General features: G+C 43.9%; 10 protein-coding genes. 9 read left to right on the forward strand and 1 reads right to left on the reverse strand.

The genetic code is table 11. The features are described from left to right. The first annotated feature begins 12 nt into the window (after positions 1-12). The 3 genes from C4F40_RS10880 to C4F40_RS10890 all read left to right on the forward strand — a co-directional run bounded on the left by C4F40_RS10880 (position 13) and on the right by C4F40_RS10890 (position 3,441). Positions 13-2,025 carry a RagB/SusD family nutrient uptake outer membrane protein gene (locus C4F40_RS10880; protein WP_196939433.1) on the forward strand — a complete coding sequence of 671 codons (2,013 nt, stop codon included), beginning with the start codon at positions 13-15 and terminating at the stop codon, positions 2,023-2,025. A 335-nt stretch (positions 2,026-2,360) separates the two neighbouring features. After that, a complete protein-coding gene (locus tag C4F40_RS10885) occupies positions 2,361-3,137 on the forward strand; it encodes an SDR family NAD(P)-dependent oxidoreductase (protein ID WP_196939434.1) in 777 nt (258 codons plus the stop codon). A 64-nt stretch (positions 3,138-3,201) separates the two neighbouring features. Beyond that, a complete protein-coding gene (locus C4F40_RS10890; RefSeq protein ID WP_196939435.1) occupies positions 3,202-3,441 on the forward strand; it encodes a hypothetical protein in 240 nt (79 codons plus the stop codon). A gap of 153 nt (positions 3,442-3,594) precedes the next feature. On the opposite strand, the gene C4F40_RS10895 is transcribed toward C4F40_RS10890, so the two are convergent. Continuing rightward, a complete protein-coding gene (locus tag C4F40_RS10895) occupies positions 3,595-4,635 on the reverse strand; it encodes a LacI family DNA-binding transcriptional regulator (protein WP_196939436.1) in 1,041 nt (346 codons plus the stop codon). A 342-nt stretch (positions 4,636-4,977) separates the two neighbouring features. On the opposite strand from C4F40_RS10895, the gene C4F40_RS10900 reads away from it, so the two are divergent. From C4F40_RS10900 to nagA, 6 genes are read left to right on the forward strand one after another with little or no spacing between them, the layout of a single operon-like run. Next, the gene (locus tag C4F40_RS10900; protein ID WP_196939437.1) at positions 4,978-8,094 is read left to right on the forward strand and encodes a SusC/RagA family TonB-linked outer membrane protein; all 3,117 of its coding nucleotides are present in this window, start codon (positions 4,978-4,980) and stop codon (positions 8,092-8,094) included. An 11-nt stretch (positions 8,095-8,105) separates the two neighbouring features. Next, positions 8,106-9,479 carry a RagB/SusD family nutrient uptake outer membrane protein gene (locus C4F40_RS10905; RefSeq protein WP_196939438.1) on the forward strand — a complete coding sequence of 458 codons (1,374 nt, stop codon included), beginning with the start codon at positions 8,106-8,108 and terminating at the stop codon, positions 9,477-9,479. Positions 9,480-9,518: 39 nt separating this feature from the next. Next, on the forward strand, positions 9,519-10,961 hold the full coding sequence (locus C4F40_RS10910) for a CBM96 family carbohydrate-binding protein (RefSeq protein WP_231390020.1): 1,443 nt from the start codon (positions 9,519-9,521) through the stop codon (positions 10,959-10,961). Positions 10,962-10,979: 18 nt separating this feature from the next. Then, on the forward strand, positions 10,980-11,753 hold the full coding sequence (locus C4F40_RS10915; protein ID WP_231390021.1) for a glycoside hydrolase family 16 protein: 774 nt from the start codon (positions 10,980-10,982) through the stop codon (positions 11,751-11,753). Between the two features lie 8 nt (positions 11,754-11,761). After that, entirely contained in the window at positions 11,762-12,523 is a 762-nt protein-coding gene (locus C4F40_RS10920; RefSeq protein WP_196939440.1) for a 6-phosphogluconolactonase, read from the forward strand. A 32-nt stretch (positions 12,524-12,555) separates the two neighbouring features. Further along, on the forward strand, positions 12,556-13,758 hold the full coding sequence (gene nagA / locus C4F40_RS10925) for an N-acetylglucosamine-6-phosphate deacetylase (protein WP_196939441.1): 1,203 nt from the start codon (positions 12,556-12,558) through the stop codon (positions 13,756-13,758). Positions 13,759-13,765: the final 7 nt, after the last annotated feature.

The raw sequence follows: 13,765 nt of genomic DNA on the forward strand, positions 1-13,765 counted from the left end.
GAACTCATAGAGATGAAAAATATAACAAGAAAATGTAATAGAATATTATTGTCACTGCTTTTGGGGGGTACTGTTTTGAGCAGCAGCTGTTCGCGCGACTTTTTGACACCAGACCCACTTTCATTCTTCGACCCCGAAGCTACGTTCAATACGAAATCAGGCTTGGAAGCCGCTTTAGCGATTTGCGACCGTCACCTTAAACTCTACTGGATGACCGACCATGGGGAAGTCCTTTCATTGGGTACAGAGTACATGTTTTCCGAACTGATGGTAGCTGCTGCGACAGATCAGCTCAATATGATGGCTGACATCGCTACGATGCTGTCACCGACCAGTGATGATGGCAATGCGAACAACATTGGTCGAACCAATAGCCTCTGGTACTTCTGGGACGAGACGTACAAGGGCATTATGAATGCTAACACCATTTTGAATTACGTAGATGATGTCGAAGAGCTCGACGAGGCGACCAAAAATAGATTCAAAGGACAGGCTTATTTCCATCGTTCTTTTCGCTATTTAGCTTTAGTCTTCCAATACGGAGATGTGCCCTTAGTAACCAGACTGTTGGACGTGCCCAAACGGAACTATCACAGTACGGAGCGGGAAGCGATCCTGCAGATGATTACGGAGAATATGGAATTTGCGGTGGAATGGGTGCCTAACCAGAGTGAAATCGGATTGATCGGTATGGTGAATAAGGGAGCTTGCCGCATGCTCTTATCCAAATGCTATCTGGCGATGGGCGAATATGAAAAAGCCAAGGAGCAGTTGGATATCCTGATCAATCAATCCGGTTATTCCTTGTTACAAGGCGACCAATTTGGGACATTCAACGATGGTGGCGAACCCCAAACCTGGCCCATTACCCGTAACGTGATTTGGGATATGCATCGTGCAGAAAATAAACTTCGTGCGGATAATAGGGAATTGATTATGGGTATGCCAAACCGAGGAGCATCAGCAGAATCCTTTGTTCAAATGTTGACCATGCGTGTTCTCTATCCTTTTGTATTCGATAATAGGGTCCAAGCAAAAGATGGCCGACAAGCATTACTCAACATTATCCGAAGTAACGCAGACTATAATCCTGAATACGACTATATGCGGGCATTCGGACGCGGCATCGCCACATTCCGTCCTACACGCTTTCAGATGACCGATCTCTGGCGCGTCAATGGAGTCATGGACGAGACGGATTTGCGCCATAGTTCAGAAGCAGGGAACTGGATCCGCATGGAAGATTACAAAGTCAATAATAAGGCATCTACTGAATTCGGTAAGCCACTTGTGCTGAGGAATCCCGACAACGGTGCATTACTGTGTAGCGACACTATTCGTCGTTGGTTTGACGTACCCCATTACAAGCTTTACCTTGATGACCCGATCAATGAAGCGAATCCAAACTCCAACGGATATCAAGGAGCGACCAACGGCGGTAATGCGGATTGGTATTTGTATCGTTTGGCTGAAGCGTACCTTCTGCGGGCTGAAGCAAAATTTTATATTAATCCGAGCGATCCTACCATTAAGGATGACCTGAATATCATAAGACAACGCGCGCAATGCTCCGAACTATACACCGGTACAGTGACAATTGGCGATATCATGAACGAGCGCGCCCGCGAACTGTACTGGGAGGAGTGGCGTAATGTGGAATTAAAACGTGTGTCGCTTTGTCTAGCTCGTAGTGGAAGACCCGACGAATGGGGCAATACCTACAATCTGGAGAACTTTGATAAGCAAAGCGGTACAGATAATGCTGGAGGTAGTTATTGGTACCAGCGTATTGTAAACTACAGCATGTACAACAAAGGAGTTATTACAATAGATGCTACTGGAAATAATAGGCCGCACTACAGGATGGACAAAAAGAATATGTACTGGCCTATTCCAAATGCAGCGATTACCGCAAACAGAAATGGCCGACTAAGCCAAAATTATGGCTATAGTGGTTATGATCCAAGCGTGCCAAAATGGGACAACTGGCAAGATGCGGTAGCTGACGAAGAAACAGCTGAGTAAGACTTTCTGTTTATACTTTAACCCCTGTGAATAAGCTGTTGCGATATACGGCTTATTCACAGGGGTTTTTGGTTTTGGATAGGTTTACCTATCAAAATTGTAAACCTTTTACTACGGATTCCGTTAGGAAATATATTATCACCCACAATCCGCATGTTACCAGATCTTTGCACCATCACAATTGTATCGGATAAAGTTCGTGTCTCAATTTTCGCGGTGTTGAGTTATAATCGATAAGATAGTATGATATGAAGGAAGGAAACTTCATGACGTGGGCTAAATTTTTTAAACAAAAATGGAGCTCCCTTGTTTGATAAGCAATCAGCACGTAAACAATGGGAAAACTCAACAATAAAGTAGCACTTATAACGGGATCCGACTCCGGCATCGGTCGAGCCATTGCTGAAGCTTATGGCGAGGAAGGAGCAATTGTAATCATTACTTATCATTCAGACCGAGAAGGTGCGGAAAATGCCGCTGCATTTTTGAGCAGCAATAATGTAGAGCATAGCGTCTTTCAGCTGGACGTCAGTAATGAGCAGAGTGTACACGATGTATTTGAGAAGGTAGTCGCTAAATATGGTAAAATTGACATTTTAGTGAATAACGCGGGTGTCAATGGCAGGAATGTTTCTGTTCAAGATATGGATACGGAAGTCTTCGATACCTGTATTAAAACTAACCTATATGGTCCCTTCTTTTGTTCAAGGGCATACCTACGTCTTCGTAAAAGAGAACAATTAAGCGGTAAGATTATAAACATCAGCTCTATCCACGAGGAAGTTGTTACCGCGGGAAGCAGTGATTACAATGCGTCAAAGGGCGGCCTCAAGAATTTCAGCCGGAGTTTGGCACTGGAGCTTGCTGCCGATAATATCCAAGTCAATAATATCGCTCCTGGAATGATTTTAACTGAAATGAACCAGGAGGCAATGGACGACAAAGCGGTAAGGAACGAGAAAGAGCAGCATATACCTGTAAAAAAGGCCGGCCGGCCCACGGATATCAAAGCGGCTGCGGTATTTCTGGCGACAACAGATAGCGACTATATAACGGGTTCGACCATCACGATTGATGGCGGTTTGAGCATCCATCTTGGTCAGGGAGCTTAATTTATTTGGTAAAGCCCAATGAAATGGTCTAGTATTTGTTTAGATAGAAATATAGAAGATTAATATGAAAATAAGAAAAATTTTAGGGTTTGTTGTCGTGTTCGCTATTTTGTTAAGCTTTTCATCGTGTTATACGCATCGACATCCCCATGGACATGTACCCCCAGGGAAGGCGAAGAAGATATATGGGGATAAATCCGCAAAACGATATGCCCCCGGGCAACAGAAGAAAAGATATAAGAATAAGAAGGGCAAAGGTCATCATAAGTATGATGTCTATTTGTATAACCGGTCGTCATTCTAACCGGCTAGGCCAAGACGCACAAAACGTGATCTGACAGGTACGACGCCTGAATGTGCCGCCGAAAAAGCAGACCCATTTATTGAAGAGTAAACAACAAAAAGGGAAGCATATTGTCAAATTAGCTTCCCTTACTGATTTTTTTACGAGCAGCAGTCAGGTTTTCCGTGCAGAAGATTCCCGCACAATCAATTCTGTTTTCAACGTAATAACTTGATGATCAATAATGTCAAAGTCGTGATCCTGAATGTGCTGAATAAGCATTTTCGCAGCTGCTTCCCCCATCTGTACCGCCCGGTCGTTAATGGTCGTTAGGCTGGGCACGATAATCTGCGCAATCGGATAGTCACTAAAACCGACTACGGCGATTTGTTCTGGTATCTTTATTTTTCGTTTATTGAGAACCTGTACGACACTGGCAGCGGTGTAATCATTGGCGCAAAAAACACCATCGGGTAGAGGATCTAATTCCAGAATTTTTTCGGTGCATGCCATTCCTTCTTGATAGCTTAAGTTATGCGTCACATAAATATGGTCTTCCTGTACGGGCAGATGGTGTGATTTCAGCGCCGCTTTATATCCTTCCAGCCGTGCCCTGAAAATGCCGGTTGATTGATTCCCCGCTACATGTACAATGTTCTTGCAACCGATCTTGATCAGATGTTCCGTTGCATTGAACGCCGATTCGAAGTCGTTTATCGTAATTTTGTTAGTGTCGAAAGTTTCAGGTGTGCGGTCGTAGAAAACAATCGGAAGCTTAGTTTTAATGAGTTTTTTGAGGTGATCGAAATTTTTGGTTTCCATCGCCAAACAGATAATCATACCTTCCACCATCATATTTTGCAGATTATGAATAATCTCTTTCTCCATTTTATAGGAATCTTTGGATTGGAATATGATAACATGATAGCCGCTTTTATACGCATAGTCTTCAATACCGCTGATCACACGGGAGTGAAAGTCGATATCGATCCTTGGAACGATGATCCCGATAGACTTTGTTTTTTTGCTTCTAAAACTTGAAGCAATCGCATTGAGCCGAAATCCCAACTGTTCAGCTTTGTCAGTAACCAGCTTTTTGGTTGCTTGACTTATTTTAGGGTGATCTGCAAGCGCTCTTGATATGGTTGAAGCCGAAAGGTTGAGCTCTTGGGCTAGATCTTTTATCGTTATAGGTGTTGTTTTTTTTCTGTTCATCTCGATATCAACATGTTGCACCCATTTAGCGTTATGATTCTATAACAGGCGAAACCACATAAGATTAGTATAGCAAATAAAGATAAGCAAAATTCCCATGTAATGCTGTATTTGTGCTTTTTAGTGACAAACGTTTGCATTAATTATTTGTTTATGTGTTTTTTAAGATTTATTTTTATATTTATTTGTAGTACATAAAATATTATATATTAATGTTTTATGTGTTTATATTTCGCTTTTTATAACCTTTTATGTCTAAAATATTTTGGGCAAATGTTTGCATTAATAAATCTTATTTTTTAGTTTAGACTAACATTTTATAACCTCGATAAATGATGATATATGAGTTTAGAAACCAATCCTAAAATTTCTTTCAGAAAAAAAAGAAATCAAACAATCGTTAGGTGGGTAGCCTTGGTTGCTTTTAATTTCCTCCTCTTTCAGTCTGTACTGGCGCAAACAAGAGCGGTATCCGGAAGGATTACTGATGCGCAGACAGGAGCAGCAATATCTGGGGTGAGTGTGCTAGTCAAGGGAGGAACTCAGGGCGTGAGTGCGGGACAGAATGGCGAATTTAGTATGCAAGCAATCGCTGATAATGCTGTTTTAATATTTTCCATCTTAGGCTATAGTACACAGGAAATAAGTCTACAAGGACGACCTGTACTTAATGTTTCGCTGCAGCCCGCAGCAAATGAACTAGAAGAGACGGTGGTAGTGGGATACGGGCGGCAGAAAAAGCGAAACTTGACGGGGTCGATCGTTTCTGTAAATAGCACCGAGATTGAAAAGACAGCCTTGCAAGACCCGATATCTATTTTGCAGGGGCGAGCTGCCGGTGTTCAGGTTACTTCCAACTCCGGAGCACCGGGTGGCGAGATGACGATCCGCGTGCGCGGTAGCTCGTCGCTGAATTCGGGGAACAATCCACTATTTGTGGTGGATGGTATTCCCATCGAATCCGGGTCCATGTCCAACCTCAATGGCAGTGAAGGATTTGGTCTAAACCCATTGGCTGCCATAAATCCAGGCGATATCGAATCGATCGAAATACTGAAAGATGCAGCATCTACGGCTATTTATGGTTCGCGGGCCGCCAACGGGGTAGTCATGATCACGACCAAAAGAGGAGCGGAAGGTAAAGCGATCGTCGATGTCAATTTTACTACAGGCGTAAGCGAGTTAACGCGCCGGCTGAGTGTGTTGAATGCCACACAATATCGTCAAGCGATTATTGATTCGTACAACAATATGGATAACCCGGAAGAACCATTTTGGACGATTTTGGATTCATTAAGTGCAACCAATAACGGAGATGTGGATTGGCAAAGCGAGTTGATGCGCGTAGCTCCGCAGTATAAGGTAGATTTATCTGTTCGAGGAGGGAGCAAAACAACGCAATACGCATGGAGTACGTCGTATCTTGATCAGGACGGTATTATTTTAAATTCCAATTTTAAGCGCTTGACTTCCCGGTTAAATACGGATTTCAACATCACAGATAAGTTGAAGATCGGCCAAAGTATTTCGTATACGAATGCGCTGAATAATAGGATCAACGCTGCCGGTGCAGGCAATTTAAGCGTAATCCGTGAATTGTTGGTTCGTCCACCGATTATGTCAATGTATTTACCTGACGGTTCGTTGAACGGGTATAGTTTAGGAAGACGGAATCCGGTAGGAATAGCCAAATATGCGACCAATCTAAATAAGAGTAACCGGATAATAGGCAGCCAGTACCTCGAGTATCATATTATACCTGATTTGGTTTTTCGGAGTAATTTGAATTTTGACTTCACATCCATGAAGGAAGAGGAGTTCATGCCGACGATATTGGATTACAGAGAAGGTTATAATACGGGAGCAGTTAGAAGCAGTACCAATATGAACTGGGGAAGTGAGAGTTTTTTGCGTTATACCAAAACGGTCAATCAAGATCATAATTTCGGAGCCTTATTGGGTTTTAGCTTGCAAGGCTGGCGTTATGATCGTACCGGATTGAACGGGATGTTTTTCCCGAGCGATAATATCAGGACATTGAATGCCGCGGGAACGATTTCTAACAAAGATGTGAATGGTGTAGATATCAATGTTGCTTCAGAACATGCAATGTTGTCTTATTTTGGTCGTGCGTCCTATGATTATCAAGGAAAGTATCTGGGAGAAATCAACCTGCGTTCCGATGGTTCATCTAGATTTGGCCGGCAGAAGCGATTTGGCTACTTTCCTTCGGCGTCGGTTGGCTGGCGGTTCTCACAGGAAGATTTTTTCAATACCAATGTAGTTAACGACGGTAAGATCCGTTTCAGTGTGGGTAAGACCGGGAATGAAGCCATTGGAGACTATACTTCCCAAGGTGAATTCGTTGTTGGTGCCAACTACCTCGACTTTTCAGGAGCAGCGCCAACAGTGATGCCGAATGAAGGATTGACCTGGGAAACGACGACGCAATACAACGCAGGTTTGGATTTATCTTTTCTTGCTAACAGAATCACCTTTACGACAGATTTGTATATCAAGAATACAGACGATCTATTATACGACGTTCCTATTCCAACGACAACCGGCTTTGGTAGCTTCATGCAGAATATTGGCAGCATCCAGAATCGTGGTGCGGAGTTTTTGCTGACCACTAAAAATATATCCCGTGAGAAATTCTCGTGGGGAACGAACCTAAATATCAGTTTGAACCGAAATAAGGTGCTGTCGTTGCCAGAAAATCTCTTGACAAACGGGTATATCCAAAATGGAGCATACCATATCTTACAAGAGGGGTTGCCTATCGGCGTGTTCTATGGTTGGCGATTTGATGGTGTATATGCGCGCGATGAGGATAATGTGAATGCGATTACCCATGGTGCATTAGGACCATTGTTTAAAGGTGGTGATCCCATCTGGCACGATGTAAATGGGGATAATTTTATTACACCGGATGACCGTCAGATCATTGGTATGGCCGAACCCAAGTTCTTTGGGGGTTTTGGGAACGACTTTACGTACAAAAACCTTTCGTTAAATGTGTTTTTCCAATTCTCATACGGTAACGATATCTACAGCGCGATCAACCAAGAGCGAAATTCTATTGTGCGTTATAATAACTTGTCGACAGATGCTTTGAATAGATGGAGAGAGCAAGGCGACGTCACAAACTTTCCGAAACCAGTACGGGATGATCCGAAGCAGACCGATAGCCGTATATCCAGTCGATGGGTCGAGGATGGCTCCTATATCAAATTAAAAAATGTCAACCTAAGATACACGTTCGCCAATAGCCTGGTCAACCGAATCGGATTGCGTAAGGTCGATGCATTTGTAACAGGCACCAATTTGATCACATGGACCAAGTACACTGGATTTGACCCGGATGTCAATTCCTTTTCTGGTTTGCGTATCGGTGTGGATCAAGGTTCTTATCCACAAAGCCGTATGTTCATTTTTGGGTTAAATATTGGGCTTTAAAAAATTAAAAGATGAAAAATACGAATATAAAATTCCTGCTATGCACGCTGATCTTACTTGTTAGCTCATGTGCAGACTCATTTTTAGATAAAGAACCGATCAGTGGTTTTTCGGCTAAGGGGTTCTACAAAAATGCAAGTGATGCGCAAGCCGGTGTATATGGTATCTATAATTCGATGCAGTCGGCCTTTCGCCAGAATTTTGCCTTATGGGGTGAGGGTAGAGCAGATGCCGTAGCAACCAATCAATCTGGTGATCCACTTGCTTTGATACAAAACGACCTTACACCGGTCATGCAGTCCGCCCGTTGGGATAATCTTTATACGGTCATAAGCCGGGCTAACTATGCGATCAAGTATGTTCCTCAAGTGTTTGATTCAGAGGAAGGAACATTGCGTAATCAATTAATAGGACAGGCTAGGGCACTGCGTGCTATCGCTTATTTTTACGCCGTACGTGTATGGGGCGATGTTCCGCTCATCGTGGAACCTTTCGAAAGCGTTCAACAAGATATCTTTTCAGCGCGAACCAACCAGGAAGCGGTACTGGATTTGATTGAGGAAGACCTGGTATTTGCATCTACCTACTGTGCCGATAATTATACGGGCACGCGTAATCGCGTGATCTTAACCAAAGGTGGGGCAGATGCATTCTTGACGCAAGTCTATATGTGGCGCAAAAAATATCAAGATGCGATCGATGCTGCAGAGCGCGTTATGGAAAGTCCGTATTATTCCTTGGTATCTATGCAGGACTGGAATAAAATATTTACGGATGGGATGAGCAATGAAAGCATTTTTGAAGTCGGCTACAATGAAATTCAAACCAATGCATTGCGCGTTATTTATGCACTGGGTTCAGATAGTTATTATTTTCCCAGCTTAGCATTTAGAGACACATTTGAAGATGGAGATCTTCGAAGAACCCGTATTTACGATGTCACGCAAACGGAACCACGCAAGATATGGAAGTTTTTTGGTGAAGGATTTAATGACGAAAGCCCAGACCCATCGTCGAATAACATCGTTTTGGTTCGGTTGGCCGATATCATCTTATTAAAAGCAGAAGCACATGCCAATTTGAATGAGCCGGATTTAGCGCTTCCGTTATTGAACCAGATCAGACGACGTGCAGGCTTGGGCAGCTTAGACTTGTCTGAAGCGACAGACCTGTATGGCGATTTGGAATCAGCTGTGTTGCATGAGCGTGCTGTTGAATTGTGTTATGAGGGCCATCGTTGGTTTGATTTGGTTAGAACCGGAAGGGTGGTTGAAGTTATGGGGCCGATTAATTCGATAAGTGATAGCCGCAATTTTGTATCGCCTATTCACGAAGACATCATCAACCGGAATCCAAATATTGAGCAAAACGAGTTTTACAAATAACCTTTCAGTTGGGTTTAAAATATTACGGACATGAAAAGTATGAAATTAATAAGACATCTTCTTCTCTCTTGTTGTACCATTTTGGTATTAGTCAGCAGTTGTGAGATACAAGAAGACTTCAAATATCAGCCATCCAATGTCGATGGCAAATTAGACATAAACGCCTGGGACTATATCCAACAGAGCGATTCTCTGTCTTTCCTGCAACAGGCAATCACGTATGCAGAGGTTCAATCCTTGTTTAATGGATCGGAAGCGAAAACCTATATTCTTCCTAACAACGCCGCTTTCCGGACTTATCTACGTGAAAACCAATACAGCACAATAGAAGACATCCCGCTGCCCATATTGCGTAATATATTACGTTACCACACGGTGAAGGATCGCGTTATCTTCACGGATCCTACATTGGCGCCAAGCAATCGTCCGGTCGCTTATGAGACAGAAAATGGTCAGGTGATGTACCTTTCGCACAACAGCAGTTTTATTGGATTGATCAATGAGGGCACCAATGTGCAATGGCAAATCCGGACGTCAAATCTAGAGCCGACCAATGGAGTAATTCATGTCGTCAATTCGGTTGTCTATTATTCCGCTCCTACAGGTGAGGCTGCCGCACCCAATCCTAATCTCATTCGTGATACCATTTATGCGCTTCACGATTCGTATGTCAATGGACCTCCGTCCGCAGGAACGAATTTTGGAACTGCCACAACATTGCGTCTTAAAAATCTTAACGGCAACAGTGAAGTAGACCGTCGTGTTTACCTGCTATTTAATTTTGAAGATTTTAAGAAAGAAGGTATCGTGACCGATATGCAATTGAAGATCCAGACAGCTTTTACAGCTGGCAAGGGGGTATTTACCTACTTATATGATGTCCCAGGATACACAGACTGGACGGAAACAGCGATTAATTTTAATAATGCACAAAAGCCGGCCGCGGGCACTAGTCCTATTGGAAGTTTTATCGCCGTTGCCGGACAGCCTTTTGTTTTTGATATTACAGCTTTTTATAACACAAAGCCCGATCATGAGCGTGTGACCTTTATGCTGGATGCCCAAGCAGGCTCCGATGAAACAACGGATCTTGCTTCAAAAGAGCACGCCACGTTAGCACCGCCCATGCTGATTGCTATATTGGCATCAGGGGTAAGTACGTTGACATTGGACGCGAATGCAGCTATCAACGTATCCAGTGGTGGGGTGTTTGTGTTGGATAAGGAGACCTTGGCTGTAAGCGGCGCTGCAGCGGCTGATATTGCTTATACAGTAGACGCGATATCATCTAATGGTTGGTTAATTAAAGGCGCAAATATCCTGCGTCCAGGGGATCGGTTTACTCAGTTGGATATTGACCTGAACAATATTCTCTTCATTCATAATGGAGAAAACAGCGCAGCGAGTACCATTGGCCTATCTGCACGGGATAGATCAGGCGGCCTGATTGATGACATAACCGTTAATATTAATGTACAGTAATCTAAAAATACTTCCAGTATGGTAAGAAAGTTTGATTTCAGTCCAATCGGCCGTACGTTGCTGTGTATGGGCCTCATGCTGGCTACTATGTCGTGTTCGAAAAGTGCTGTCAACGAAGCGGGTCAGGACACGATAAGTACAGATAGGACAATATCTTTTTCAGGATTGGAATGGATCGTACGTTCTTCAGGCACAACACAGCAAGGTCCTGGTCCAAATCTGTTCGCTGACGCCAATGAAAACGTGTGGGTAGATGAACAGGGGCGCTTGCATTTAAAAATTGTGCAAAAGGGAGGATTTTGGTATTGCGCAGGAGTTATTCTGCGTCGAAGCATGGGGTACGGCAAATATGTGTTCTATATTTCGAGTGATGTGAGTAAGCTGGATCAAAACGTAGTAGCCGGTTTGTTTACATACAAAAATGATCACGAAGAGATCGATATTGAATTTTCGCGATGGTCGGTCGCGGATAATGAAGATTCGCAGTTTGCCGTGCAGCCGTCGGATCGAACGGGAAACAAGGTGCGTTATGACCTCAATCTATTGGGCACGCAATCGACACATGCCTTCAACTGGCAACCGGATAGAATTGACTTCATCAGTTTGCAGGGGCATGGCTTGATCGCCAAACCTGAAAATCTAATACATGAATGGAGTTATACAGGAAACGATATCCCTCCTGAAAATGAAGAACGCCTGCGCATGAACTTATGGCTGTTCCGTGGTAAAGCTCCATCGGATGGGAAAGAGCAGGAAATCATCATCGAAAAAGTAGAGTTTATTAAAAAATAAAAAAGAATATGTCAGAAGTTTTTAAGAACGTCCATGTTTTTCAGTCGGCACAGCAAGCAGGTTATGCGGCAGGGCGGGCTATTGAGGAACAAATTGTGCAGCTACAGCAAGAGAAACCGCATATCCGAATGATATTTGCGGCCGCGCCCTCACAAGATTATATGCTGGAGTACCTTACCCGGTCAGAAAAAATTCAATGGAAAAACATCACCGCATTCAATATGGACGAGTATGTAGGTCTGGCGGAGGATGCCCCACAATTATTTTCCCAATACCTGGAAAGGAATCTGTTTTCAAAAGTAGGGGTACGGAACAGGCATACCCTATCGACAAACGGAAATGTAGCGGACGAGATAACCCTTTTTTCGGAGATGCTTGAAAGCGGACCTGTTGATATCGTATGTCTCGGTATTGGAGAAAATGGTCATCTCGCATTCAATGATCCTCCGGTAGCAGATTTCAATGATCCCGATACGGTTAAACTGGTGGAACTGGATGTTGTATGTAGACAACAACAAGTCAATGATAAATGCTTTTCCAAACTAGATGATGTACCCTCAACGGCACTGACGTTAACGATACCAACTTTGCTTCGGGGCAATGCACTATTTTGTGTTGTTATAGGAGCACATAAAAAGGAGGCCGTCCGACATGCTTTGCTCAGTCCGGTTGATGCTTCCTGGCCGGCGACAATTCTACGCGAACATCCAAATTGTCAGTATTTTTTCGATAAAGAAGCATATAGCGAAGTGGAAACAACGAAGGTTTGATTTTGCAGCCAATTTTCACTAGGTTTAATAGCATGAACAGCTTGTTGATATATAATGGAAAACTGATCGGTACGACAGGTATTTTAGCGGACGCGTATCTCTATGCTGAAGATGGCGTTATATGCGATATCGGTGCCGGTAAACCAATGCATATGGACGAAGAAGCGGTGCTGATCAACGCCGAGGGCTTGTATATTTCTCCCGGTTTTATTGACATGCATGTGCATGGTGGAGGCGGTCATGATTTTATGGATGGCACGGTTGAGGCGTTCCTCGGGGTGGCAGAAACACACATCAGGTACGGTACGACGGCACTCAGCCCGACCACGTTGACCAGCACGATCGAGGCATTGTTCCAGACTTTGGACGCCTATAAGGCCGCCAAGGAAATCAATACCAAGGGAGCACAGTTCATAGGGGTACATCTCGAAGGGCCTTATTTTGCGATGAGTCAAAAAGGAGCACAAGATCCCAAATATATCCGTCATCCAAACCCCGAAGAATACGAGAAAATATTAGCATACTCGGATGATATTGTGCGTTGGAGTGCCGCGCCAGAGTTGCCTGGGGCGATAGCTTTCGGTAAGTATGTTAGATCCAAAGGTAAGATATTGGCTTTAGCCCATACCGATGCAGTGTATGAAGAAGTACAAGTAGGCTTTGATAACGGCTATACGTTGGCTACGCATTTTTATTCGGCCATGTCGGGCATAACCCGAAGAAATGCCTATCGGTATGCAGGCGCTGTGGAAGCCGGGTATTTGATCGACGAGATGGATCTCGAAATTATAGCTGATGGTATCCACGTTCCGTCTCCGTTGCTCCGCTTGGTGTTTAAAATCAAAGGTGTCGACAGAATTGCGTTGATAACGGATGCCATGCGTGCTGCAGGTATGCCGGCCGGAGAAAGTATATTGGGAGGGAAACAAGATGGTACCCGAGTCATTGTTGAAGATGGCGTAGCCAAGTTGATGGACCGATCTGCTTTTGCCGGTAGCGTCGCTACAGCCGATCGCCTGGTACGAACCATGATGCAGGAAGGGCGCGTATCGCTGATCGATGCGGTCTGTATGATCACGGCAACACCTGCACGAATTATGGGGCTAGATACCAAAGGTTGTTTGGAGGTCGGCAAGGATGCGGATATTACCCTGTTTGACGATGATATTTGTGTTGCTGCCACTATAGTTTCAGGAGAAGTCAGGTATAGGCGAGACGACCTAAATCTGGGTTAAAATTATT

The organism is Sphingobacterium pedocola, from assembly GCF_015209965.1.
Taxonomy (GTDB): domain Bacteria; phylum Bacteroidota; class Bacteroidia; order Sphingobacteriales; family Sphingobacteriaceae; genus Sphingobacterium; species Sphingobacterium pedocola.

Bases quoted from the DNA above. Each gene is read 5' to 3' on its own strand.
- C4F40_RS10880 (WP_196939433.1), top strand. From the start codon at position 13: ATGAAAAATATAACAAGAAAATGTAATAGAATATTATTGTCACTGCTT.
- C4F40_RS10885 (WP_196939434.1), top strand. From the start codon at position 2,361: ATGGGAAAACTCAACAATAAAGTAGCACTTATAACGGGATCCGACTCC.
- C4F40_RS10890 (WP_196939435.1), top strand. From the start codon at position 3,202: ATGAAAATAAGAAAAATTTTAGGGTTTGTTGTCGTGTTCGCTATTTTG.
- C4F40_RS10895 (WP_196939436.1), bottom strand. From the start codon at position 4,635: ATGAACAGAAAAAAAACAACACCTATAACGATAAAAGATCTAGCCCAA.
- C4F40_RS10900 (WP_196939437.1), top strand. From the start codon at position 4,978: ATGAGTTTAGAAACCAATCCTAAAATTTCTTTCAGAAAAAAAAGAAAT.
- C4F40_RS10905 (WP_196939438.1), top strand. From the start codon at position 8,106: ATGAAAAATACGAATATAAAATTCCTGCTATGCACGCTGATCTTACTT.
- C4F40_RS10910 (WP_231390020.1), top strand. From the start codon at position 9,519: ATGAAATTAATAAGACATCTTCTTCTCTCTTGTTGTACCATTTTGGTA.
- C4F40_RS10915 (WP_231390021.1), top strand. From the start codon at position 10,980: ATGGTAAGAAAGTTTGATTTCAGTCCAATCGGCCGTACGTTGCTGTGT.
- C4F40_RS10920 (WP_196939440.1), top strand. From the start codon at position 11,762: ATGTCAGAAGTTTTTAAGAACGTCCATGTTTTTCAGTCGGCACAGCAA.
- nagA (WP_196939441.1), top strand. From the start codon at position 12,556: ATGAACAGCTTGTTGATATATAATGGAAAACTGATCGGTACGACAGGT.